22 protein-coding genes and 1 tRNA gene are annotated in these 24,426 nt (G+C 64.8%); 16 read left to right on the top strand and 7 right to left on the bottom strand.

Features of this window, described 5'->3' with window-relative positions; translation table 11 throughout:
* Positions 1 to 4: 4 nt before the first annotated feature.
* The gene (locus tag MNQ99_RS13685; RefSeq protein ID WP_127511928.1) at positions 5 to 1,378 is read right to left on the bottom strand and encodes a DUF58 domain-containing protein; all 1,374 of its coding nucleotides are present in this window, start codon (positions 1,376 to 1,378) and stop codon (positions 5 to 7) included.
* Between the two features lie 5 nt (positions 1,379 to 1,383).
* Positions 1,384 to 2,439, bottom strand: coding sequence for an AAA family ATPase (locus MNQ99_RS13680; RefSeq protein ID WP_241913305.1), 1,056 nt, complete (start codon positions 2,437 to 2,439; stop codon positions 1,384 to 1,386).
* A 148-nt stretch (positions 2,440 to 2,587) separates the two neighbouring features.
* Between MNQ99_RS13680 and MNQ99_RS13675 the strand changes: the two genes are divergently transcribed.
* The 5 genes from MNQ99_RS13675 (at position 2,588) to MNQ99_RS13650 (ending at position 8,881) form a co-directional block, all read left to right on the top strand.
* Entirely contained in the window at positions 2,588 to 3,541 is a 954-nt protein-coding gene (locus MNQ99_RS13675; RefSeq protein ID WP_241913304.1) for a TatD family hydrolase, read from the top strand.
* A 329-nt stretch (positions 3,542 to 3,870) separates the two neighbouring features.
* Positions 3,871 to 4,983 carry a resuscitation-promoting factor gene (locus tag MNQ99_RS19030; RefSeq protein WP_277883553.1) on the top strand — a complete coding sequence of 371 codons (1,113 nt, stop codon included), beginning with the start codon at positions 3,871 to 3,873 and terminating at the stop codon, positions 4,981 to 4,983.
* Positions 4,984 to 5,105: 122 nt separating this feature from the next.
* A complete protein-coding gene (rsmA, locus tag MNQ99_RS13660) occupies positions 5,106 to 6,026 on the top strand; it encodes a 16S rRNA (adenine(1518)-N(6)/adenine(1519)-N(6))-dimethyltransferase RsmA (RefSeq protein ID WP_127511926.1) in 921 nt (306 codons plus the stop codon).
* A gap of 15 nt (positions 6,027 to 6,041) precedes the next feature.
* Positions 6,042 to 6,977, top strand: a complete 936-nt coding sequence (locus MNQ99_RS13655; protein WP_127511925.1) for a 4-(cytidine 5'-diphospho)-2-C-methyl-D-erythritol kinase — start codon at positions 6,042 to 6,044, stop codon at positions 6,975 to 6,977.
* 71 nt (positions 6,978 to 7,048) lie between these two features.
* On the top strand, positions 7,049 to 8,881 hold the full coding sequence (locus MNQ99_RS13650; protein WP_127511924.1) for an ABC-F family ATP-binding cassette domain-containing protein: 1,833 nt from the start codon (positions 7,049 to 7,051) through the stop codon (positions 8,879 to 8,881).
* 3 nt (positions 8,882 to 8,884) lie between these two features.
* Here the strand turns inward: MNQ99_RS13650 and MNQ99_RS13645 are convergent, their stop codons facing one another.
* Positions 8,885 to 9,376, bottom strand: a complete 492-nt coding sequence (locus MNQ99_RS13645) for a MarR family winged helix-turn-helix transcriptional regulator (RefSeq protein ID WP_127511923.1) — start codon at positions 9,374 to 9,376, stop codon at positions 8,885 to 8,887.
* A gap of 125 nt (positions 9,377 to 9,501) precedes the next feature.
* Here MNQ99_RS13645 and MNQ99_RS13640 point away from each other — a divergent pair, with 125 nt between their 5' ends.
* Entirely contained in the window at positions 9,502 to 10,077 is a 576-nt protein-coding gene (locus tag MNQ99_RS13640) for an NADPH-dependent FMN reductase (protein WP_127511922.1), read from the top strand.
* 169 nt (positions 10,078 to 10,246) lie between these two features.
* Positions 10,247 to 11,395: a cell division protein ZapE gene (gene zapE, locus MNQ99_RS13635; RefSeq protein ID WP_241913303.1), complete on the top strand. Its 1,149-nt coding sequence runs from the start codon at positions 10,247 to 10,249 to the stop codon at positions 11,393 to 11,395.
* Here the strand turns inward: zapE and MNQ99_RS13630 are convergent.
* The 3 genes from MNQ99_RS13630 to MNQ99_RS13620 all read right to left on the bottom strand — a co-directional run bounded on the left by MNQ99_RS13630 (position 11,315) and on the right by MNQ99_RS13620 (position 14,218).
* On the bottom strand, positions 11,315 to 12,298 hold the full coding sequence (locus MNQ99_RS13630) for a DMT family transporter (protein WP_241913302.1): 984 nt from the start codon (positions 12,296 to 12,298) through the stop codon (positions 11,315 to 11,317). The genes zapE and MNQ99_RS13630 overlap by 81 nt on opposite strands.
* A 127-nt stretch (positions 12,299 to 12,425) precedes the next feature.
* Positions 12,426 to 13,250, bottom strand: coding sequence for an ABC transporter permease (locus MNQ99_RS13625; protein WP_241913301.1), 825 nt, complete (start codon positions 13,248 to 13,250; stop codon positions 12,426 to 12,428).
* Positions 13,250 to 14,218 (bottom strand): ATP-binding cassette domain-containing protein, encoded by a 969-nt coding sequence (locus tag MNQ99_RS13620; protein WP_241913300.1) that lies wholly within the window; start codon positions 14,216 to 14,218, stop codon positions 13,250 to 13,252. The genes MNQ99_RS13625 and MNQ99_RS13620 overlap by 1 nt, the downstream gene beginning before the upstream one ends.
* A 277-nt stretch (positions 14,219 to 14,495) precedes the next feature.
* Here MNQ99_RS13620 and MNQ99_RS13615 point away from each other — a divergent pair, with 277 nt between their 5' ends.
* Positions 14,496 to 16,223, top strand: a complete 1,728-nt coding sequence (locus MNQ99_RS13615; protein WP_277883552.1) for an ATP-binding protein — start codon at positions 14,496 to 14,498, stop codon at positions 16,221 to 16,223.
* An 83-nt stretch (positions 16,224 to 16,306) separates the two neighbouring features.
* Here the strand turns inward: MNQ99_RS13615 and MNQ99_RS13610 are convergent, their stop codons facing one another.
* Positions 16,307 to 16,471 carry a hypothetical protein gene (locus MNQ99_RS13610; protein ID WP_241913298.1) on the bottom strand — a complete coding sequence of 55 codons (165 nt, stop codon included), beginning with the start codon at positions 16,469 to 16,471 and terminating at the stop codon, positions 16,307 to 16,309.
* A 206-nt stretch (positions 16,472 to 16,677) separates the two neighbouring features.
* On the opposite strand from MNQ99_RS13610, the gene MNQ99_RS13605 reads away from it, so the two are divergent.
* The 8 genes from MNQ99_RS13605 to pth all read left to right on the top strand — a co-directional run bounded on the left by MNQ99_RS13605 (position 16,678) and on the right by pth (position 24,416).
* On the top strand, positions 16,678 to 17,715 hold the full coding sequence (locus tag MNQ99_RS13605; RefSeq protein ID WP_241913297.1) for a hypothetical protein: 1,038 nt from the start codon (positions 16,678 to 16,680) through the stop codon (positions 17,713 to 17,715).
* A gap of 215 nt (positions 17,716 to 17,930) precedes the next feature.
* Entirely contained in the window at positions 17,931 to 18,317 is a 387-nt protein-coding gene (locus tag MNQ99_RS13600; RefSeq protein ID WP_127511916.1) for a SpoIIAA family protein, read from the top strand.
* Positions 18,307 to 19,896 (top strand): putative bifunctional diguanylate cyclase/phosphodiesterase, encoded by a 1,590-nt coding sequence (locus tag MNQ99_RS13595; protein ID WP_127511915.1) that lies wholly within the window; start codon positions 18,307 to 18,309, stop codon positions 19,894 to 19,896. Before MNQ99_RS13600 ends, MNQ99_RS13595 begins: the two co-directional genes overlap by 11 nt.
* 209 nt (positions 19,897 to 20,105) lie before the next feature.
* Positions 20,106 to 20,177 (top strand) — tRNA-Gln (locus MNQ99_RS13590).
* 56 nt (positions 20,178 to 20,233) lie between these two features.
* Positions 20,234 to 21,772: a bifunctional UDP-N-acetylglucosamine diphosphorylase/glucosamine-1-phosphate N-acetyltransferase GlmU gene (glmU, locus tag MNQ99_RS13585; protein ID WP_277883633.1), complete on the top strand. Its 1,539-nt coding sequence runs from the start codon at positions 20,234 to 20,236 to the stop codon at positions 21,770 to 21,772.
* A complete protein-coding gene (locus tag MNQ99_RS13580) occupies positions 21,769 to 22,749 on the top strand; it encodes a ribose-phosphate diphosphokinase (protein ID WP_127511914.1) in 981 nt (326 codons plus the stop codon). Before glmU ends, MNQ99_RS13580 begins: the two co-directional genes overlap by 4 nt.
* Before the next feature lie 364 nt (positions 22,750 to 23,113).
* Complete coding sequence (locus MNQ99_RS13575; protein ID WP_127511913.1) at positions 23,114 to 23,713, top strand: 50S ribosomal protein L25/general stress protein Ctc; 600 nt, start codon at positions 23,114 to 23,116, stop codon at positions 23,711 to 23,713.
* A 109-nt stretch (positions 23,714 to 23,822) separates the two neighbouring features.
* A complete protein-coding gene (gene pth / locus MNQ99_RS13570) occupies positions 23,823 to 24,416 on the top strand; it encodes an aminoacyl-tRNA hydrolase (RefSeq protein WP_127511912.1) in 594 nt (197 codons plus the stop codon).
* The last annotated feature ends 10 nt before the right edge of the window (positions 24,417 to 24,426 follow it).

Raw genomic sequence — 24,426 nt, 5'->3', positions numbered from 1 at the left:
ACGGTCACGGCGCCGCCCCTGTTCCCACCGGTTCGATCCGGTCGCGCAGGTCGAAGTGCGCCCAGGCGGCCGCCACCGAGGCTTTGGGGCTGACCGCAACGGTCCGCCAGCCACCGGCGCGCAGCAGGTCCATCGACGCCCGCGCGAGCTGTGGCCGGTCGGTAACGATCAGGGCGAAGGCATGCGAGCCGAATTCGGCGGCAGGGGCCAGCAGGCGCGCTTCGTCGCTGCTGATCTGGCCCAGCACCGCGACGAGCGGCCCCTTGTATTTGTGCGCGGCAAGCTTGTCCATCAGCCGGTCCCCGAAGGCGGGCGCCGCGGGATGCCGGTCGGACTTGCGGTGGTCGTCGGCCAGGCCCAGCGCGGCCAGCCCTTCGGCCAGATCCTGATAGCCGGCGGGCCCGTCGAATTGCTCCTGGCCGGGCGACGGCGCCGACGGGGACTCCAGGACGGCTGCCGCGGCGTGGATGTCGAGGAGCCGGACCGTGTAGTTGCGCTGGAGGAAGTCGTTGGCGGCCGAGGCCACGGCCGTGATTGCCCACTCAAAGGCGGGCGAGGTGTGCAGCAGGTCGCCGTGATGGCTGCCGCCGTCGCCGAAGGTCGGCAGGAGACCGGTGCCGAAGGCAGAAGCGCGCCGGTCCAGCACGATCGTCGCCTGCGGGGTGGTCACCGATTCTTCCTGACGGACCATGAGCTCGCCGTGCCGGGCCGTCGCCGCCCAGTGGACCCGGCGCATCGGATCGCCGTAGCGGTATTCTCGGGTCATCACGTCGTCGTCGCTGGGATTGGCTTGCCGCCGGGTGCTTGCCGTGCCGTCGGAGCCGCGTGCTCCGGTCAGCGAGGTGGCGGGCAGTTGCACCGGGGACGGCGTCACCACCAAGGGACTGGTTTCGCCCAGATGGTGCCGGTGATTGGCCAGCCCAAACGGGTCGGTGAAATCGGCTGTGACCGGGCCGATGGCAAACAACCCGCGCTGGTTGGAGCGGAGCTTGTATCCGTAGATGCTCGCTCCGGAGCGGGACGGGTGCCGCGCCGGGAACCGGAACGACGGAGCCTTGCCGAAACGCGGCGGCAGTTGCTCCTCCATGTACACGAGTCCCGACAGGCCCCCGCTGCGCCGCACCGTCAACTCGACCTGGGCCACCACGCCGGTTTCGACGGCGGCGGGCCGGAACTTCCGCTCCACGATGAACTGCGGTTTGAGCAGGACCATCGACGCCGCGGCCAGCAGCGGCAGCCCGACCAGGAACACACCCAGCGTCAGCAGGTCGCGGCGGCCCAGTACCTGCGCCAGCAGCAGCGCCAGCGTGCCGGCCGCCAGAATTCCCCAGCCGCGCAGCGTGATGTACCGGGTGGGCAGCCAGCCGAACGCGTCCATGGCCGTCAGGGGGAAACGCGGCGGGACTCGCCGCCGACCGGGACCTTGGCCACCACCGACGCCACCACGCTGGACGCGTCTTCGCCGGCCGTCACGGCTTTTCGGTCGAGGATCAACCGGTGGGCGAGCACGGCCTCGGCAACGCTGGCCACGTCGTCGGGAAGGACGAAGTCGCGGCCGTTCAGGGCCGCCGTCGCCTTGGCCGCCCGCAGCAACTGGAGCATGGCGCGCGGGCTTGCTCCCAGCCGCAGATGCGGATGGTCTCGGGTGGCCCGGCCGATGTTAACCGTGTATTCCTTCACCGCGGGCGAGACATAGACATCGCGGACCGTGGCGACCATCCTGCGTACCTCGTCCACGGTGACGACGGGACGGACTGCCACCAGCGGCGAGACGGACTGATGGGTCTCCAACATCTCCATTTCCGCACGCAGGTCCGGGTAGCCCATGGAGATCCGGGCCATGAAACGGTCGCGCTGGGCTTCCGGCAGCGGGTAGGTGCCTTCCATTTCAATCGGGTTCTGCGTGGCGATCACCATGAATGGAGTGTCCAGCGAGTAGGAGGTGCCGTCCACCGTGACTTGGTGTTCCTCCATGCATTCGAGCAGTGCCGACTGTGTCTTGGCCGAGGCGCGGTTGATCTCGTCGCCAATGACGATGTTGGCGAACACCGGGCCCGGCCGGAACTCGAACCGGTGCTTGTCCTGGTTATAGATGGAAACGCCGGTGACGTCGGAAGGCAGCAGGTCCGGCGTGAACTGGATCCGGTGCACGCTGCAGTCGATGGTCTTCGCCAGCGTCTTCGCCAGCATGGTTTTGCCGACGCCGGGCACGTCCTCCAAGAGCAGATGCCCCTGGGCCAGCAGCACTGTCAACGCCAGTCGGGCCGCCTCCGACTTGCCGTCGATGACGGTCTCGATCGCAGCCCTGATCCGTCCGCAGGCGTCGTGGAATTCGGCCAGAGCGAGCCCTTCGCCCTGGCCCAGCTCAGCGCCCTGTCCCAGCTCAGCGCTGTTGGAGCGGATAGTCCCGGCCTCTGCCATGTCCTGCTGCGTATCCATGAAAGTACCTTCCGGTATGCCTTCCCCGAGGGCCGGTTGTCTCAACCCTACTTGTTGCCTGTGTGATGCGGTAGACACATGAAACGTTTGTTTGATACGTCCGATGGGGGCCGCGGGACCGCGGGCAGTGCTTCAGTAGGCTGGAAGCATGGCCACTTTTCCAGCCGCCGTTGCCGGCGAAACGCCCCCCGCTTACGCAGCTGACAGCACGGCGGCCCAGACATCTGCGGTGCGCAGACCCACCGAGGGCGACGGCCGGCGTCGCAATTTGAGCTATCCGCCGGCGCCCGAGCCGCTGCCGGTGCCGGTGATGGACAACCACACCCATCTGGACTTTCGCGACGGGCTGGTGTCGGTCACGGTCAGCCAGGCGATGGACGCTGCCGAGGCGGTCGGCGTCGCGGGCGCGGTCCAGGTCGGCTGCGACCTGGAGTCCTCGCGCTTCACGCTCCAGGCTGTGCAGGCCGAGCCCCGGCTGCTGGGCGCGGTGGCCATCCATCCCAATGACGCGCCCCCGCTGGCCGAAGCCGGCGCGTTGGAGCAGGCCCTGGCGGAGATCGAGGCCATTGCCAGGCATCCGCGCATTCGGGCTATCGGGGAGACCGGCCTGGACTACTACCGGACGGAAGCCGGAGGCCGCGGCGCCCAGCAGGATTCGTTCCGCCGCCACATCGACATGGCCAAGCGGCTGGGCTTGGCGCTGCAGATCCATGACCGCGACGCCCACGAGGACGTGGTTCGGGTGCTGCGCGAGGAGGGCGCGCCGGAGAAGGTGGTGTTCCACTGCTTTTCCGGCGATGCCGCGCTGGCCAGGATCTGCAACGACAATGGCTGGCATATGTCCTTCGCCGGCACCGTCAGCTTCAAGAACGCCGCCGACCTTCGCGAGGCGCTGGCCATCGCCGAATCGGCATTGGTGCTGGCCGAAACCGATGCGCCGTTCCTGACCCCGCACCCGTACCGGGGGCGTCCCAACGCCAGCTACCTAGTGCCCTACACCATGCGTTCGATGGCGCAGGTGCTGGACAAGGACCTGGCCACGTTATGCACAGAGGTGGCGCAAAACACGCAACGTGTTTACGGCTCGTGGCAGGACGAATAACACAACGGTATTTTTCCTAGCCAGCCCCGGGAATCAGGAAAGAGTGGGCCCCGTAGACAGGGGCCGCGCGGCCAGGCCAGGGCTACCCGCGGGTAGCTCGGCTTGTCGCCATGTCACGTTTCGATTACGGTAGGTAGCTAATGGCCGGGGTCGGGGAAGGCATCCGGACATTGCCACACCGGTAGCGGTTGCAGTTGGACGTTCCGTTCGTACGCCCAAACAGCCGCTGCAGGTGCTGCCTGCACTCGCATCGTGCCGTGGAAATCGGCGCGCTCTTGGCGTGTGCCTTTATGTCCCCGTGCCCGGAAGCTGCAACAGATTCGGGAACCGTGACAAACGCGCTGAAGAACCGCTGGGTGAAGATCGCCGGCCAGGTCGTCGTCATGACCGCACTTGTCCTTGGACTGGTTGCCTTCGTGGGCAACAACAAGTCCGTGACGCTGACCGTTGACGGGCAGGCGAGCACTGTTTCCACGTTCGGCTCCACGGTGGCGGATGTCCTCGCCGAATCCGAGGTCGAGGTGGGCGAACGCGACGACGTGACCCCGGCGGTCGGCGAGGAAATCTCCAACGGCGCCAAGATCGAGGTGGTCACTGCCAAGCCGGTGAACGTGAACGTGGACGGCGACAGTTCCACGGTCCACACCACTGCCGCAACCGTCCAGGAACTGCTGGACGAGCTGGAAGTCACCGACAAGTCCGCCCTGTCGGCGCCGCTGACCGCCGAACTGGCCTCGGTGGGCGGGGTGACCATCTCGACGCCGAAGAATGTCACGATCGCCGCCGACGGCAAGACCCGCAAGGAAGTCTCGACCGCGACGACCATCGGCGACCTGCTGAAGGAACACGACATCAAGGTCCGCAAGGACGACAAGCTCTCCGTTGCCGCCAAGGAGCCGGTCGAGGAGGGCACCAAGGTCAAGGTGACCCGGATCGACCGCGAGCAGGTCGAAGAGACCGAGTCCATCGCGTTTGGTACGGACGAGACGACCAACTCCTCCATGTTCAACGACGAAGAAAAGGTCACCCGTGCCGGCGAGGCCGGCGAACGGGTCAAGGTCTACGAGATCGTGCTGACCGACGGCAAGGAAACCAGCCGGAAACTGGTCAGGGAAAAGGTCACCCGCGAACCGGTCAGCCAGAAGATCACCATTGGCACGAAGAAGCGCCCGGCCAAGGTCAACAACGCCAACGTAGGCGGTGCCTGGCAGGCGCTCGCAGAATGCGAGTCCGGCGGCAACTGGTCCATCAACACGGGCAACGGCTACTCCGGAGGCCTGCAGTTCAGCGCCAGCTCCTGGCTGGGCGCCGGCGGCGGCAAGTACGCCCCCTACGCCTACATGGCCACCCCGTCGGAGCAGATCGCGACCGCCGAAGTGCTGCGCGGCAACGGCGGATGGGGCCACTGGCCCGCCTGCGCCTCCAAGCTGGGATTGCTCTAAGCATCCGGCGTCAGTTACTCCGCCCACCTCGGGCCCGGGCATCACGGCCCGGGCCCGAGGTGCGTTAAGCGGGTGGGGCGGGGCCGCCGCGGCAGCGGGCGCCGGCCCGATACGATGGCACAGTGACAGAACCACATTCCACTCCCGGTACCGGATCCCGGCAGAACAACGGGGAAGCCGCGGCCGCACCCGTCAAGCCGTTGCTCGGAGCAGCCGACATCCGCAGGCTCGCGGCCGAACTGGACGTGCGTCCGACCAAGACCCTCGGCCAAAACTTCGTGATCGACGGCAACACCATCCGTAGGATCGTGGCCACCGCCGACGTTGTTCCCGGCGAGACGGTACTGGAGGTTGGTCCCGGCCTCGGCTCGCTCACGCTTGGGCTGCTGGATGCCGCCGGGCATGTCGTCGCCGTCGAAATCGACCCCAAGCTTGCCGCCCGCCTGGAGCAGACGGCATCCGAATGGCGTCCGGATGCCGCCGGCCGGCTGGACGTGGTGCTGGCGGACGCGCTGCAGGTCACCGAGCTGCCGAAGGCGCCGGACGCGCTGGTCGCGAACCTGCCCTACAACGTTGCCGTGCCCGTGGTCCTGCACCTGTTGGAGCACTTCCCGTCGCTGCGCCACGGCTTGGTCATGGTCCAGGACGAGGTGGCCGACCGGCTTGCGGCCAAGCCCGGTTCCAAGATCTACGGCGTGCCCAGCGTCAAGGCCGCGTGGTACGGAAGCATGCGCAAGGCTGGGGTGATCGGCATGAACGTGTTTTGGCCGGCACCGAAGATCGCCTCCGGCCTGGTGGAGTTCACTCGCGGCGAGCCGCCGGTGACCCGCGCCCCGCGCCGCGAGGTGTTCGCCGTCATCGACGCGGCCTTCGCGCAGCGCCGCAAGACGCTGCGGGCTGCCCTGGCCGGTTGGGCCGGCAGCGCGGCACGGGCGGAGGAAGCGCTGCGCCAGGCCAATGTGGATCCCAGCGCCCGAGGGGAAGTGCTGGACATTGCTGCCTTTGCCCGGATCGCGGAATTCAACCATCCGCTGGTCGGCTAGGAAGGTGGAGCGCTGATGAGCAGAGCACGGCCGGTCCGCGTGATGGCGCCGGGAAAAATCAACGTCTCCTTCCGCGTGGGCGGGCCCCGGCCGGATGGCTATCACTCGGTGGCAAGCGTTTACCTGGCCCTCTCGCTGTACGAGGAGGTCACCGCCACGGCCCGCGACGACGAGGCCATCACGGTGAGTGTGCGCAATGGGGCCGGACTGGACTTCGACCTCGACGGCATTCCGCTGGATGCCTCCAACCTGGCGGTGCAGGCAGCGGAACTGATCCGCGAAACGTCCGGCCACCCGCAGGGTGTGCACTTGGACATCACCAAGCGGGTCCCCATTGCGGGCGGGATGGGTGGCGGTTCGGCCGACGCCGCTGCCGCCCTGGTGGCCTGCAGTGCGCTCTGGAACACCGGCTACTCGCGCGACGAACTGATTGGGCTGGCCGGCGGACTCGGCGCGGACGTGCCGTTCGCGCTGCACGGCGGAGTCGCCGTCGGGCTCGGGGTCGGGGACCGGTTGACGCCGGCGCTGGCGCGCAGCGAAATGCACTGGGTGCTGGTCCCGGCCTCGTTCGGCCTGTCGACGCCGAAGGTCTATGCCGTGGCCGACGATCTGCGGGCCCGCCGTGGCCACGTGCCGGACGAGCCCGAGCAGGTGGAGCCGGCGATCCTGCAGGCCATGCAGTCCGGCGACGTCCACCAGTTGGCGGGCTGTTTGCACAATGATCTGCAGGAGGCTGCCATCGAACTGGCACCCGAGCTTGCCGATATCCTTGAACTGGGCCGGGCCGAAGGCGCACTGGCCGGCCTGGTGTCCGGGTCCGGCCCAACCGTGGCGTTCCTGACCGCAGGGCGGCAGGAAGCCGCAGAACTAGGGCAGCGGCTCTCGGACGTCGCCGGCGTGGTTGCCCTGCCGGTCCGCGGACCGGTCCACGGCGCCCGCATCATGGCCTGACGGCCGGTTCCCCACGAGGGCCAGCCAATGGTCCGCCCCGCACTACCTCAAAGCAACAGAAAGCAGCACCCTTGGTCCACTTGCTCGGCGCAGAAAACGTCAGCGTCTCCTTTGCCACCCGCACCATCCTGGATTCGGTGTCCCTCGGCCTGAACGAGGGCGACCGGATCGGCATGGTGGGGCGCAACGGCGACGGCAAGTCCACCTTGATGCGGCTGCTGTCGCAGCGCAGCACGCCCGACGACGGCCGGGTCACCAAGCGCGGCGACGTCAACGTGGGCTATCTGGACCAGCAGGACGTGCTCAACGGAGACCTGCCGGTCGGCGTCGCGATCGTGGGCGAGGCAGCCGAGCACGAGTGGGCCTCCAACCCGCGGATCCGCGAGATCATGGAGGGCCTGGTGGGCGACGTCGATTGGCATGCCACGGTGTCGTCGTTGTCCGGCGGGCAGCGCCGCAGGGTTGCCCTCGCCAAGCTGCTGATCGAGCCGCATGACGTGATCATGCTCGACGAGCCGACCAACCACCTCGACGTCGAGGGCGTGGCCTGGCTGGCCCGGCACCTCAAGACCCGGTGGCGCCCGAATGAGGGAGCCTTCCTGGTGATCACCCACGACCGCTGGTTCCTGGACGAAGTGTGTACCCGGACCTGGGAAGTCCACGACGGTGTCGTGGACCCCTTCGACGGTGGCTATGCCGCCTACGTCCTGGCCCGCGCCGAACGCAACCGCACGGCCGCCGTCGTCGAAGGAAAAAGGCAGCAGCTGGTCAAGAAGGAGCTGGCCTGGCTGCGCCGCGGGGCCCCGGCCCGGACCGCGAAGCCGAAGTTCAGGATCGAAGCTGCCAATGAACTGATCGCCGATGTGCCCGAGCCCCGGGATGCGGTGGCGTTGAACAAGATGGCCACCGCTCGGCTCGGAAAGGACGTGCTGGACCTCGAGCATGTCTCCTACACCCCGCCGCCGCGGCCAACGGACGGCGCCGGCGGACCCGGCCCGCTCTTCGACAACATCACCTTGCGGCTGGCGCCGGGTGAACGGCTCGGCTTGGTAGGCGTTAATGGTGCGGGCAAGACCACGTTGCTGCGGCTGCTGAATGGCGAGATCCAGCCCACGGTCGGCAAGGTCAAGCGGGGCAAGACGGTGCAGACCGCCATGCTGACCCAGGAGGTGCGCGAACTCGATGACGTCTTGGATCTGCGGGTAGTGGAAGTGATCCAGCGCGAACGCCAGGTCTTCAACATCGGCGGACGCGAGGTTTCAGCCAGCCAGCTGGTGGAACAGCTCGGCTTTTCCAAAGAGAAACAGTGGACGCCGGTGCGTGACCTCTCCGGCGGTGAGCGGCGGCGGCTGCAGTTGCTGCGGCTGTTGGTCGGAGAGCCAAACGTGCTGATGCTGGACGAGCCCACCAACGACCTGGATACGGACACGCTGGCCGCGGTGGAGGACGTGCTGGACGGATGGCCGGGCACGCTGGTGGTGGTCTCGCACGACCGCTACCTGCTGGAGCGGGTGACCGACCACCAGATGGCCCTGCTGGGCGACGGCAAGCTCCGCGGCCTGCCCGGGGGAGTGGACCAGTACCTCGAGCTGCGCGAAGCATCGCTCGCCGGCAAGTCCTCGCAGGCTTCGGCAAGTGGCGGCGCCGCCGAGACGGCTCCCGGCACCGTCCATAGCGAGGCCGACAAGCGCCAGGCCAAGAAGGATCTCAACCGGATTGAACGCCAGCTGGGCAAGCTGGGCCAGCAGGAGGACAAGCTCAAGGAGCAGATGCACACGGCCGGCGCCAAGGCCGACGTCGATTTTTCCGGGCTGGCGGAGCTGAACCGGAAGCTCCAGGAGATCGCCGAGGAGAAGGAAGGCCTGGAGCTGGAGTGGCTGGAGGTCTCCGAAATCCTCGAATGAGCCCTAGGCAGACCTGCCGGTGTTCCCCCAGAGGCCGGCATTGCGGATGGATTGCTGCATCTTGGTAGTGGCAGACAGCAGCGCCTCGCGTTCGGCCTCAGACAGCGGGTCGAAGACGTTCTCCCGCACAAAGGTCACGTGGCCGGGCGCAGCCTGCCTGATGGCATCCCAGCCGGCGGAGGTCATAGAGATGTTGAAACCGCGTGCGTCGGTGGCGCACGTGACCCGCTCCACCAGTCCGCGGGCCTCCATCCGCTTGAGCAGATGGGAGAGCCGGCTGCGTTCCCAGTCCAGTTGCTGCGCAATGTCCCGGGCACGCATGACGCCATCGTCAGCCTCCGAAAGGGAGGCCAGAACCGAATACTCCACGCCGGAAAGGTCGGAGTCCCGCAAGAGTTGGCGGTCCATCGCCGACTCGAATCCCCACAGCAGTTCGCGGAAGGCGCGCCAGACCTCCTGCTCATGATCGTTCAGCCAACGGGTGTCGGAGTTCACGGAGAGCCTTCCTCTTCTTTGGTTGACATATCAAGTTTCCCTGTTGCATGATTGACGTGTCAACAAAACGATGACGTGTCAACAGTAAGGGCGCGTCGGGACCAGACCTCGAAGGGGTTCATTACATGACCAAGATCGCTATCGTCACCGGCAGCACCCGTCCGGGTCGAGTCAACAAGCAGGTTGCCGACTGGGTTCTCGCCCAGGCCGCCGCCCGCACCGACGCCGAGTTCGAGGTTGTCGACATTGCCGACTTCAACCTGCCCCTGCTGGACGAAGCCTACCCGGCCGCCTACCAGAACTACCAGAACGACCACACCAAGACCTGGTCGGCCAAGATCGGTGAGTTCGACGGCTTCATCTTCGTCACCGGCGAGTACAACCACACCGTTACCCCGGCCCTCACCAACGCACTGTCCTACCTGAACGTCGAGTTCAACAACAAGGCTGCCGGCATCGTTTCCTACGGTTCCATGGGTGGCGCCCGCGCCGCCGAGCACCTGCGCAACATCCTGTCCGAACTGCAGATCGCCCACGTGCGCAACCAGGTCATGTTCTCGCTGTTCACCGATTTCGAGAACTTCGCCGATTTCAAGCCGACCGAGCAGAACGCCGGCACCCTGGCCCCGATGATCGACCAGCTCGTCCCGTGGACCAAGGCCATGGAGTCTGTCCGCGCCGCCGCTGTCGCAGCCAACTAAACTGCGGATTCCGCGGACTCTGGCCGCCTAACGTTTCGCACAGCAGGGCGCTCTGTGCTTCCCGGGAGGGAAGCCGGGGGCGCCCTGCCGCTGTTAAGCTGGTTCCTGGCCTCAGCGGACTGACTGCCAGGGGCAAGGCGTCGTCGGGTTCGGGAGAAGGAGGGCGTGCGTGGACGCAGGAAACGTTGCGGCCGGCCGACCGGGCAAAGCTCGCGCGCGCCAGCGCCTGCTCGACCAGTTCGACCAGGCAGCCTCCGCCGCCGGCTTCCGGCTGGACAGCAACCAGCAGGACGCAGCGCGGCTGCTGGCCGACGCCGGCGCCAGACTGATGGCGAGTGCAGTGCCGCTTCCGGGCAAGCGCCGCGGTCTCTATCTGTGGGGTCCGGTGGGACGGGGCAAGAGCTGGCTGGCCCAACGATTCTTCGACGCCCTGGACCTGCCGGATAAGAAGCGCTGGCATTTCCACGACCTGTTCCGCCAGCTGCACGCCCATCGGCGCGATGCGCAGGACCCGGCCACCCGGCCGCCGGGTACCAGCGCCGTCGATATGGCCATTGACGCGCTGCTGCGGGACTGCACCCTGCTGGTCGTGGACGAATTCCATGTACACGATCCCGGTGACGGCCAATTGCTGGCGCGGCTGCTGCGCGAGATCCACCGCCGCGGCATCACGCTGGTGGCAACGTCCAACTATCCGCCCGAGCAGTTGATGCCCAGCGAAGACTTCCACGCCCTGTTCGAGCCGACCATTGCGTTGATCCGCCGCACCATGCGTGTTGCCTCCATCTCCGGCCCCGTGGATTACCGCACGCTGTCTATCGGTCGGCCCCGCGGGCAGGACGACGACGGCGGTGCCCGCCTTGGGCGGTTCAGCGACGGTGCCATGGTGCTCGCCCCGGGTGGACCCAACGACCCGCGGGTCGCCGAGGCGGGTCTTGAATGGCCGTCCGCGGCCGAGGCCCAGGAGCTGCGCCCGGGGAGCCAGCCGATCCCAGTCCTCCGGTGCACCGCGCATGAAGTGTGGTTTGACTTCCAGGACCTGTGCGAAGGTCCCACCGCCACCACCGACTATCTGGCCCTGCTGCCGCGCTCCGCACACTGGGTCATTTCAGGAGTGCCGCGCCGCGGGGACATCAGCATTAACGGCTGGCAACGCTTGAGCAATATCGTGGACATCCTCTATGACGCCGATGTGCCGCTGACCCTCATCAGTGCTGAGCCGCTGGACCTGGGACCGTCAGCCAGCCGGTCCGCGGTGGACGTCTCCCGCATTGCCAGCCGGCTGCGCACCCTCGGCAGCGTGGGCGTCGGCGGCTGACTGCTTCGCCTGCCGGCTGCGCCGGCGGGAGAGTGCCACGCCCAGCAGGCAGACCGTGCCGCCGGCAACGGCCAGTAGCGTAGGCGTTTCGCCCAGGAACAGCCACCCCAGCAGGATGGCGACCGGCGGAACCAGGTAGGACGAAACACTCAATTGCCCGGCCGGCATCCGGGCCAAGGCGAACGCCCAGGTGCTGAAGGCCAGCGCCGTGGGGACAATGCCCAGATACACGACTCCCATGATCGCCGCGGCCGGAGCGCTGCGCAGATCGGCCATGAGCTCGCCGACGAAGGGCAGCGATGAAAGGGCCCCAATGGTGCAGGCCAGCCAAGTGACTTGGCCCGCGGGCACGCTGCCCAGGGCAGGCTTCTGCAGCAAAACACCGGCCGAGTATGTCAACGCCGCCGCCAGCGCCCACAGCAGGCCGGTCCCGCTGGCGGCGCCGCCGCCGGTGCCGAGGCCAATCAGCACAACGCCCAAAAAGGCAACGCCGGCACCGATCGCCAGCCAGGTGGGGATGCCTTCCCGCAGGAACAGTCCGGCACCCAAAGCAGTCAGGATGGGCGCGAAATTGACGATCATGGCGGTGGTGCCGCCGTCGAGCGTCTGTTCGGCGGTATTGAGGGCGAAGTTGTAGACGCCGAACCACATGAGTCCGCAACCGATGATCAGCAGCCATGCGCGGCGGTCCGGCTTCACCCATGGCCGCCCAATCAGCAGCAAGGCCAGCGCGGCGGAGCCGATGGCCAGCCGCAGCAGGCTGAGCGGGCCAGGTCCGAAATGCGGCAGAACGCCGCGGATCACGATGAAGGCGCTGGCCCAGGCCAGGACCGTCACCGCAATGGCCGCGAGGACCAAGGGCGGGACGGCAACGATCTGCCGCACGGAGGTTGGGTTGCTCATGGTCGCCACGCTAGACCACGTAGACCGGCCTCAGGCGGCGTTGCGCCAGACTGGCTTTTTGTTGCCACAAGTTGACTGGATCTTCTCCACGACGGTTGCTCTGCGGCCTTTCCAAGCCGGTCGGGCGTCACAGCGTCTGTTTTTTGGTGGTGCGGATCCCGACGGCCAGCCCGACCGCGGCGGTCAGCACCGCAGCAACCAGACCCCACAACGTATCCGCACCGACGGTGCCGGCGAAGAGCTCCCGCTCGGCATTGACCAGATAGGTGAGTGGGTTGTACCGGCTGAGCGCCTGCATCCAGCCGGGCCCGGCCTCGATCGGCAGCATGATTCCGGACAGAATCATCAGCGGGAAGAGCAGGGTTTGCTGCACGCCCCAGAACACCCACTCGGTTCCTTGGGTGATGAGGGCCAAGGTGTAGGAGAGCGCGCCGATCCCGATCCCGAAGATGCCGAGGATCAGCAGGCCCAGGAGAACATGGAGCGGGTAGAAAACGAATCCGAAAGGGATGCAGACCAAGGCTATGAGCAGCCCCTGCGCCACCAGCGGCGCCCATTCCTTCAGAGCCCGCCCGATCATGAGCGAGGACCGGGACAGCGGTGTGGCTAGAATCCGTTCGTAGGAGCCGGTCATCAATTCGTACTGCAGATTTGAGCCGGTCATGGTGGTGCCGAACAGGGAGATCATGACGACGACGCCGGGCAGGAACCATTGCAGCGAGCTCTCCCCGCCGAACGCTTCCGTGCCCACAGCAGCTCCGAGCAGGGGACCGAACAGTGCCAGGAAAATCAGCGGCTGCAGCAGCGAAAACACTAGCGAGAACGGATCCCGCAGAACCAGCAGCAACTCCCGCCAGAACACAAACTTGGTGTCCCGGACGATTTTTCCCAGGCCCGGCTTGGTGACCGCCGCGCCGTCGGGGTGGGTTAGATTCGTCGATAGTGGTTGCATCAAACATCGACTCCTTCCCGTAGGCTGCGGCCTGTCAGTTCCAGGAACACGTCGTCAAGGGTGGGCGGGTTCAGCTCCAGCGACGTCACGGGAGCTCCGGCAGCATCGAGCGCCTTAAGTAGTCCCGGCGCCAGTCGCGCGCCGTCGGGAAGCCGTACGCGGAAACGGGCGGTGCCGTTCTGCATGCTTTCATCCAAGTCCCCGTCGGCGGCGGCTCGGCCGAGGACCGCACGCGCGGCTTGGGCGGAATCTAAGGGGACCTCCACCGCCAGTAGGTCACCGGCCAGGTTGGATTTCAGCCGGGCGGCCGTGTCGTCGGCGATGATCTCGCCGTGGTCGATCACGATCACCCGCTCGGACATGGAATCCGCCTCGTCCAGATAGTGGGTGGTCATCACGATGGTGGTTCCATGCTCAACGCGCATCCGCATGATGTGGTCCCACAGATTCGCACGGTTCTGCGGGTCCATGCCGGTCGACGGCTCGTCAAGGAACAGCAGTTGGGGCGAGTGCATCAGTCCCAGAGCCACGTCCATGCGGCGGCGTTGGCCCCCGGACAGCTTAACGACCGTCCGCTTTTCCAATTCCTGCAGGTCCATCGTGATCAGAAGTTCGCGGGCGCGGTCATGAGCCTCGGCGCCGTTCATGCCGTAGAAACGGCCCTGCATCACGAGCTCGTCCATGACCCGGTAGCTGTGGCCGCCACCATTTCCCTGGCCGATATAACCAATGCGGGAGCGCACCCCGGCAGGATCTGCCACCACATCCACGCCAGCGACCCTCGCACTGCCCGAAGTAGGCGAAAGCAGTGTGGTCAGCATCCGAAGCGTTGTGGACTTGCCGGCGCCATTGGGGCCGAGGAAGGCCACCAGTTCGCCGGGCGAGATATCGATGTCGACGCCTTTGACCGCCTCTACCGTTTCCTTCTTGTTCTTGAAGTGCTTCGTGAGCTTATTCGTATGGATCACTGGAGTTCCCCGGTCGGTGCCATGCCAAAACGCTACGCCCGGGGCAGTGGGGAGTCTATGGATGGCGGATGTTTTCAGGACAGGAACTGTCCTCGAATTCTCGGGGAATGCCCGTGCCCCAGCGGGTGTCCACCGGTCCACGTCCGGTGTCTTCGCGGCGGCTCGGGAACTCCTGCCGTAATCTGCCATTTCCCTTCCGAGGGCACTGCTAGTCTTCATTCATAATGTCAGGGGGCCGGGACAACGCCGGGCCGCATTTAACGCAGGAGGAATTGACGTGCCGACCGTTGCAGGTGAGCTCGGGACTGAAGTTCGCCCAACGGTACTGGTCGGCGCATCCGACGCCATAAGCCGGGACTTCCTTTGCACAGCCCTCCAAGGTGCCGGAATGACCGTAACCGCCTTCGGCACCGCTGCAGAGGTGTTGGACGAGCTGCAGCGAAATCCGCCGGATATCCTCCTGGTGGACGCCGGCGATATGTCGCTGGCAGGGATGGAAGCCGTGCGTCGGCTTTCCGACCGCCAGAGCGGGGCCCAATGGCGGGTGATGCTGATGGCTACCGAAGACGAACTGCCGCTGGTTGAGCGCGGTTATGAAATGGGTGTCTCGGACTATCTGATCAAGCCGCTATCGGCATCCAACGTGGTCAACCGCGTGCGCGTGACCCTCGCCAGGTCGGAACACCGGCGCCGTGAGCGCAAGGGCGTGGCTGTCCTCCGAGACCAGATCCGCCGCGTCTCCGAGGGCATCCGCAGCACCAACGACCCGAACGAGATGATCACCCTCGCGCTGCGCGGGATCGGGGCGGCCTTCGAAGCCGACCAGGTCTGGATCCGCACGTTGGACGACGAAAGAGTCCCGCACACCGACGCCCAGTGGGCCAGCGAATCCGCCCAAACCACCATGGCCATGCCGCACCGTACCGAGGAGGAGGTGCTGCAACTGGCCTCCGCTCTCTGGACCAAGGGCAGCGTCCTTACTTCCGCCGACAATGGCAGGATCAACCTCACAGAGCACCCCGGTGTAATCGAGTGGTTTGCCACCGCGCGGGGGAAGGCATCAATGCTGGCCCCTCTGGGTCAGGGGTCGAAAGCGTTCGGACTGATTTGTCTCATCCGCCATGGGCAGCCACGGTCGTGGTCCCCGGCCGAAATTTCGCTGCTCCAACATGTGGCCGGGAACCTGGCCCACGGGCTCATCCAGGGGCACTTGATCACGGCGCAGCAAGAAGTCGTCGAAAAGCTCCGCGAACTGGACCAAGCAAAGTCGAATTTCGTGGCAACCGTCAACCACGAGCTCCGGACGCCGCTGACGTCAATCACCGGCTACTTGGAGCTGGTGCTGGACGGGGACGCCGGCGAAATCCCGGAGTCCGTCGCCCGGATGCTCAAAGTCGTGGGGCGGAATGCCACTCGCCTGCGTGAGCTGATCGAAGACATGCTGACGCTGTCCAGGATGGATTTCCAGAGCAGCGGATTAAAGACCGAACCGGTGGACCTGCCGCAGCTGCTGCGCATGGTGGCCACCGCACTGGAGCCGGCGGCCCAGGCCAAGAACGTCCAGCTGGTGAGCGAGGGACTGGACACCCGGCTTGCCGCGGACGGCGATGCCAAGATGCTTGAGCAGGTCTTTGCCAACATCATGTCCAACGCCGTCAAGTTCACCCCGCAAGATGGGGCAGTCCGTGTCACCGTTGGATCCGGCACTAAGAGCGACGACGGTGTTCCCTGCGCCATCGTGACGGTCGCCGACAGCGGGATCGGCATCCCGGATGATGACTTGCCGCAACTGTTTTCCCGTTTCTACCGCGCGTCCAACGCGCACGCCATTCAAGGCACCGGCCTGGGCCTGGCAATCGTCAAGGGAATGGTGGACCAGCACCGCGGCAGCGTTTCCGTCGAGTCCACCGTCGGAGTCGGCACCACATTCACCATCACCCTGCCGCTGTCAGCCGACGGTCAGCACCACACGGCCGAATCCACCGGCGCTGTCACCGTTTCTTAAAAGCAGAAAGGCCGTGACACGCATCCGAAGATGCATGCCACGGCCTCAGCCGGTGAGCGGAACGCATTCCGCCCCTCAATAACTTAGTGCGGCCAGTTGCCTGCATTGGTGGAGAAACCACCATTAAAGGTGCTGGTCTGCACAATGGCGCTGGACAAATTGGAGGAATCTGCTGCTGCGGCGGGCGCCGCCGCACCGACCACTGCAAGGACGGCTGCAACCAGAATGGTTGCGGAAAACTTCTTCATAGAGACTCCCTCATTCACTTGTTATGCACGGATCTGCAAATCCATGCAGGATGTGCCCGACATCGTAAGTGTACAGAGTGACGGGCTACGGAGCTAGGGGTGAAACGACACATTTCGATCCTCCCGGATAAGGGCCGTCGAGCGAATATGATCGATTCGAGAGTCGCCTGATTTGCTGGGATGGCAATACATTGAGAGGAGCGCACATGGTGATAGCAACTGGTGCAGGCGATGGCGTTTTGCTGGAGCTGAGGGCGCGGGATGCGTTTGCCAAGCGTGACTATGTGGAGGCTCGGAAGATCGCCAGAGAACGCGCTGAGCGGGCTACTGGTGACGGTGATCAAGGAACTTGGTGGCACATGACTTTCCTGGAAGCTGAATGCTTCCGAGAGTTGGGTCGCTATTATGACTGCATTAGCACCGCCGAGACGCTAAAGGCCCACGCGCTGACAGTTGCCTCACCTGAGCTCCTTTGCCGGGTGTTGACGATTAGATCAGTCGCTGCTCAAGGGGCGGGTGAACTGGCTGACGCGCTTGAGTTCGCGACCTCGGCTGTGGCACTGAGCGAATCCGCTGAATTGCGCAGCGAGATCAGAGTCGCAGCCCTGACGGCGCTTGTCGCGGCATTGGCAGAAAACGACCGAATGGATGAAGCGTGGCAGCAATGCCAGTGTCTCATCAAGCTGCTGCACACTTTGAACGACGCTCAAATGGCGGGAAAGGGATACTGGGCGGTTGGGAACGTGGCCTTCCTCCGACAGGACCCGAGCGAAGGTGTGCGTTACCACCAACTTGCTGCGGAACACCTATCCCCGTCGAACGATCTATCGCTTTGGGCTTGGTTCAATAGGGCTTCGGCAGCCATGAGGTTCGCTGCCGGAATTGCCGACACCGAAGCGGAAGATTGCATGGACCGTGCAGAATTGGCAGCTTCGATCATCGGCTTGACGGATGATGTCCGCCGAATGAATCAATTGAACCGGGCCCACTGGCACTTTCATCGGGGCGAAGTTGATGAAGCTGCTCAGCTCCTGGTGCCGATCTGTGTGGAGTCGCCGTCAATGGCTCATCAAACGGCAGGTGAGGCCAACTTGCTTCTCAGCAAGACGCTTCGAGTAAAAGGCGATTGTGATGCAGCCCTGCGCCACTTGAAAGACAGCCGGGCCTATTTCGACCAGTCGGGCGCGAAGGATCGTGCTGAACAGGTTGCGGCCGAAATCGCAGGTTTTCCTCAAGCCTCATGAATGTATTATTCGTCGTGTCCTTTGGCGTGTCGTGAACATCGTTCGTTTACGCTATGAACAAAAGACGGAAGCCGTTGCGGTGTTGAAGCAGTAGTTCTGAATTTGTTGGATGGGAGCGTATGCTCCCTTCGAATCGTTGGGGAGCGGATGCACGTGTTAGGTCATGACTGGCCCGAAAGGGTTGTGGGAGCGGTATCTAACGACGACGCGGCTGCATGGGCCGCGTAGTCGACGCGGTCCACGCCGCTGCTGCCGACATCAGTCGTTCTGGAGACGGCATCATCAGCGTCGACCTTCCGAGGGGTGCTGCTTTCACCGACGAAGTTGCCGTCAGTACGTCCACACGGCTTCAGGTGCTTTCCGGCGGCAAGCCCTGCCGCGTACTCATGCGGTTAAAGGGCGTGGCTTCGATCTCGCGGATGGCACGGTCCATGCTCGGCCGGCAGACGAATGCGTCCGCGATTGCCTTGGTCGGCGAGTCGCCCGTGGACCGGGTGATAGCTAATTTTGTGCTGGGAGCCGAACCCTCAGAATGCCCCGTCCGCTATTTCGACTCCGAACCGCAGGCCCTTGAATGGCTGGAACGGGATAATGCCGCATAATCCCGACCCGCGGCTCCAGCGACTGGTCGACGGCATGGTTAGCTTGGCCGGCGGCGACCTGACCACACGGGTTGAGCCCTCGGCAGCACGGGACGAGATTGACGCAGTGATCACCGGTGTTAATCTCCTAGCTGAGGAACTGGAGCTTAGCTACTCAGAGCTGGAGCGGCGCGTTGAAACCCGCACTGCGGAGCTGCGGCAGGCTCATCGGGACATGAGCCGAATGGCACTGACCGATGCCCTGACTGGGCTGGCCAACCGTACCGCCCTGGCCAATGAGATGGCCGCCGCCCTCGAGGACGCACGGTCCGGCCAGAGGACTCCGGCGCTGCTGCTGCTGGATCTGGATTCCTTCAAACAGGTCAACGACAGTTTTGGCCACGACGCCGGAGACCGCGTGCTGACGGTGGTGGGGAACAGGCTCCGGTCAATTGTGCGCGACATAGACACAGTGGCGCGGTTGGGCGGAGACGAATTCGCCATCCTGTTGCCGCGGGCCACAACGGATCTCGCGCTTCAGGTTGCCCACCGGATTCTGGGGGTCCTGAACGACGACATTCGGCTCGACGAACTGACAGTGTGGCCGCAAGCCAGCATTGGCGTACGGGTGGCCGATACAGGGCAGAGCGCGCAAAGTTTGTTGCTCGACGCGGATACAGCCATGTATGAGGCGAAGAAGGATCCGCAGAACCGCATCAAGATCTTCCAGTCCCACATGCTGCAAGCGCGGCAGTTGCACAACCAAATTGCGTCAGAACTCCGCGGGGCCATAGCCACGGGGGGCTTTGAGCTGGAGTACCAGCCGGTGGTGGATCTGAGCACTGGGCGCCCCCTCGGAGTAGAAGCACTGGTCAGGTGGAACCACCCGGTACGGGGCCGCGTCATGCCCAGCGACTTTATTCCGATGGCCGAGCAGACCGGCCTGATTATTGATCTGGGCCGTTGGACTCTTTCTGCCGCTGCGCATCAGTTTGCCGAGTGGTCGGCCGAATTGGAATTGGACCCTGGCTTCCAAATCCGAGTCAACCTCTCCGTCGCCGAGCTGCAGCGCATCGACCTTGTGGACCATGTCCGCGGTGTCTTGAGGGATTCCGGAATAGCCGCCGAGTCATTGGTCCTGGAAATCACCGAAACCGGCTTGGTCACCGGCGGCGAAGTTGAGACTTACTCGTTGCTGGCCCTGCGCAAGCTCGGCATCGGTATTGAAATCGATGACTTCGGCACCGGCTACTCTTCGATCAGCTACCTGCGCGAGCTGCCGGTCGACCTGGTCAAAGTCGACCGTTCCATCATTGCTACGCATTCGGCCGACGGGTCGCAGCAGGAATTCATCGCCGCGGTCCTCCAGCTCATTCGTGCAGCAGGCCTCGATGCGATTTTCGAGGGAATCGAGACGCAGGAGCAGGCCGAACAATTGCGCGATCTGGGCTGCACCGGCGGCCAGGGGTTCTACTTCAGCAAACCCGTGTCACCGAAGCGGATCGCCCAACTCCTGCACAGCGGATCACGACTCCCCGCTGCGGCAGATGAAGTGGACGTCGACCTCACCAGCATGGCGTCTTCGGGGCATCCCGACTAAGTCACCTCTGAGTAGTGGCCTGACGCCGAATGGCCGTTGGAAGGCCAGTGGCACGTGGACCCGCCTAACGGGTGGCAACCGCTCGCGGCCCGCCGACAGCCGCAGGCGGACTCACCCAAACGACACCGGTCCGACGCCAAGTCGCATCGAGGTCGGAAATCGTGGCAAAATGGACACTTGTGCCGAGGAGGCAATCCTGCGCGGCACATTCCGCCCTGGTGTAATGGCAGCACCCCAGCCTTTGGAGCTGTGGAGTATAGGTTCGAATCCTATGGGCGGAACGATCACCGGCCGGTGAACGTGCGGTGTTGTGGCAGATAAGATGCCGTTAACCCCAATGCTCCGGCTACACCGGAATCAGCGCAGCGAGGAGTGCCACTTAGTGAGCCCCCAGGACGTCCACGAAAAAAACGTCAAAACAGCTTTATCGCCGGCAGCGGTCATTGTCCTGGCCGCGGGGGCGGGCACCCGAATGAAGTCCAAGAAGCCGAAGATCCTGCACGAGATCGGCGGTATTTCCATGGTGGGCCATGCGCTCGCCGCAGCCCGCGGCCTGGCACCCACGGTGCTGGCCGCCGTCGTACGCCACGAGCGTGACCGTGTAGCAGAACACATAGCCGCACTGGACCCGGACGTACTGATTGTTGATCAGGACGAAATCCCCGGAACAGGCCGGGCGGTGGAGGCGGCGCTGGAGGCCCTCCCGGCCGGGCTGGACGGAACCGTAGTGGTCACGTACGGGGACGTTCCGCTCCTGACCAGCGATTTGCTCCGGAATCTGGTCGCCGAGCATGCCTCCAGCGGCAACGCCGTCACCGTGCTGACCGCGGTCCTTGACGATGCGGGCGGGTACGGCCGGATTGTCCGGGCCTCAGACGGCAGCGTCCAGGGGATCGTGGAACACAAGGACGCGGCCGAGGATCAGCGGGCCATCCGCGAAGTCAATTCAGGCATCTACGCCTTCGACGCGACGGTGCTTCGCGGTGCCCTGTCCAAAATCACCACCGACAACGCCCAGGGCGAGAAGTACCTCACCGACGTGCTGTCGCTGGCGCGGGCCGACGGCGGGCGGGTGGCCGCCGTCGTCACCACCGACCGGTGGCAGGTGGAGGGCGCCAACGACCGCGTTCAGCTGGCGGCTCTGGGCGCAGAGCACAACCGGCGAACCCTGGAGGCTGCCATGCGCTCCGGCGTCAGCATCGTGGATCCGGCGTCCACATGGATCGATTCGACCGTGACGTTCGGGACCGATGTGACGCTGCTGCCCGGAACACAACTGCACGGGACCACGCATGTTGCCTCGGATGCGGTGGTGGGGCCGGACACGACGCTGAAGAACGTGACCGTGGGCGAGGGAGCCTCCGTGGTCAGGACGCACGGCTCCGACTCCGAGATCGGGCCCGGCGCCACGGTTGGCCCGTTTACCTACCTGCGTCCCGGCACCGTGCTGGGTGAGAAGGGTAAGATCGGCGCGTTCTATGAAACCAAGAACGTGACCATCGGCAAGGGCGCCAAACTGTCCCATCTTGGCTACGCCGGGGATGCAGAAATCGGTGAGAACGCGAACATCGGCTGCGGCAACATCACTGCCAATTACGACGGCGAAAAGAAGCACCGCACCGTCATCGGCTCCAACGTCCGCACCGGCTCCAACACGGTTTTTGTAGCCCCCGTGCAGGTTGGTGACGGTGCGTATTCGGGCGCAGGTGCCGTCATCCGCAAGGATGTCCCGGCCGGTGCGCTCGCCGTCAACGTTGCGCCACAGCGGAACCTGGAAGGGTGGGTTCAGAAGAACCGCCCCGGCAGTCCCTCCGCGGAAGCCGCCTCACAAACCTCCTCCACGCAATCTCCAACTGTAGAAAGTGATCCTTCATGAGCGGAATCAAGGCACAGGGCGAAAAGAGGCTGGTACTGGCTTCTGGACGTGCACATCCTGAACTGGCGCAGCAGATCGCCAAAGAACTGGACATCGAACTGCTGCCCACGTCCGCCTACGACTTCGCAAACGGCGAGATCTACGTGCGGTTCGAGGAAAGCGTTCGCGGTACCGACGCCTTCGTCCTGCAGGCGCACCCGGCCCCGATTAACGAGTGGCTGATGGAGCACCTGATCATGGTGGACACCCTTAAGCGGGCCTCGGCGAAGCGGATCACCGTGGTGGCTCCGTTTTACCCGTATGCCCGGCAGGATAAGAAGCACCGCGGCCGCGAGCCGATCTCGGCACGCCTGGTGGCGGACATGTACAAAACAGCCGGCGCTGACCGGCTGATCTCCGTGGACCTGCACACCGCACAGATCCAGGGATTCTTCAACGGCCCCGTCGACCACCTGATGGCCATTCCGCTGCTGGCCGACTATGTCCGCACCCGGGTGGATCTGGACAACGTGACGGTGGTTTCCCCCGATACCGGCCGAGTGCGCGTCGCCGAGCAATGGGCCGAACGCCTTGGCGGGGCACCCCTGGCCTTCGTGCACAAGTCCCGCGACGTCACCGTGCCCAACCAGGCGGTGTCCAAGCAGGTCGTTGGCCTGGTTGAGAACCGCACCTGCGTTCTGATCGACGACATGATTGACACCGGCGGAACCATTTCCGGTGCCGTCCAGGTCCTGAAGAACGCCGGTGCCAAGGATGTCATCATCGCGGCCACTCACGCAGTGTTCTCCGATCCTGCGGCCCGCAGGCTGTCCGAAAGCGGAGCCAGGGAAGTGGTGGTCACCAATACGTTGCCGATCCCGCCGGAGAAGAACTTCAAGGAGCTGACGGTCCTGTCTATCGCCCCGTTGATCGCCCGCGCTATCCGGGAGGTCTTCGAAGACGGCTCGGTCACCAGCCTGTTCGACGGCAAGGCCTGACAACGGACGCTGTGGCCAGCTGAGCTCCATCCGGCCGGCAAGGCTCTTTGCGAGGGGCCGACGATCGGAAGCCTGAAGAGATTCGGGCCAGCCCGTGCCATCGTCGGCCCCTTTGCTATGTCTCGGCTTCGCCCAGAGCCGGCAGGTGGCCGGATCCTACCCCGGATGCACTCAGGTCGCCGCTGTGATTTTTTGATGCGAGAACCCGACTGGTAAAGTTGAAGCATTGCCTAGGCGAGGGAGAGCCGGAACCGACTCTCCGTTATCGACGGTGGCTAGCAGCTTCGCTTCTCTGCACTGGCTTCGGTGCGGCGGGTCGGTCTCTAGGCACCCGCCCTGAACCATCCAGCACAAGGAGAACACCATGTCCGAGCAGAAGCTCGCAGCTGAAGTCCGCAACGAATTCGGGAAGGGTGCAGCACGACGCGCCCGCCGCAACGCACAGATCCCCGCCGTTATCTACGGCCACGGCGCAGAGCCGCTGCACGTCCTGCTGCCGCAGAAGGCCACCACGCTGGCGCTGCGGACCTCCAACGCCCTGCTCACCCTGGATGTTGACGGAGCAGAGCACCTGGCCCTGGCCAAGGACATCCAGCGCGATCCGATCGCCCAGATCATCGAGCACGTCGACCTGCTGACCGTCCGCAAGGGCGAAAAGGTGCACGTGGACGTCAACATCCATGTTGCCGGCGAAGTTGCAGCCGGTGCTGTCTTCGATCTGGAAGAGTTCACCGTTCTGGTCGAAGCCGATGCGACCGCCCTGCCGGAGACGCTGACCATCAACGTGGAGGGCCGTGAAATCGGCGAGCACGTGCACGCCACCGACATCGAACTGCCTTCTGGCGTCAGCCTGCTGATTCCTGAAGACACCGTGATTGCTACGGTTTCCGCGCCGGCAGTAGCCGAGCCGGAAGCCGAGACCGCCGAAGCCGCAGCACCGTCCGCCGAAACTCCGGCCGAGTAACAACGCTTCGTCGAAGCCCCCGGTGACTGCTTTCCGCATTCGCCGGGGGCTTTGGTCTATCCCAAGGAAAATCGTTAATCTCCTCCACCGACCAAGGAGCACCTTCCCCGTGAGCAGCGACACCTGGCTGATAATCGGTCTGGGAAACCCCGGCCCTGGATACAGCGGCAATCGGCACAACGTCGGCCAGATGGCCCTCGATGAGTTGGCCGCTCGGATCGGCGGTTCGTTCAAGTCGCACAAGACCCACGCCCAGATTTTGGAAGGACGCATGGGTATCGGAGGGCCCCGGGTGGTGCTGGCGAAGCCGCTGACGTTCATGAACCTTTCAGGAGGACCGACGGCGGCGCTGTGCAAATTCTTCTCCATCGCACCAGACCATGTGGTTGCCTTGCACGACGAGATCGACATTCCCTTCAACACGATCAAACTCAAGATCGGCGGGGGAGAAGGCGGGCACAACGGCCTTCGCGACATGTCCAAGGCACTGGGCACCAAGGACTACTACAGGGTCCGCATTGGTGTGGGGCGCCCGCCTGGGCGGATGGATACGGCCGACCATGTGCTGCGCGACTTTTCGACTGCGGAAAAGAAAGATCTGCCGTTCCTCGTGGACGACGCCGCAGACGCTGCCGAACTTCTGCTCCGTGAGGGGCTGCTGGGGGCGCAGCAAAAATACCATGGCACCGCCAAGCAGGAGTGAGCCCACCGAC

The organism is Arthrobacter sulfonylureivorans, assembly GCF_022637435.1.
GTDB lineage: Bacteria > Actinomycetota > Actinomycetes > Actinomycetales > Micrococcaceae > Crystallibacter > Crystallibacter sulfonylureivorans.
Note: the sequence above shows the minus strand (reverse complement) of the source record. Positions and strands in the feature narration are given on the sequence as shown.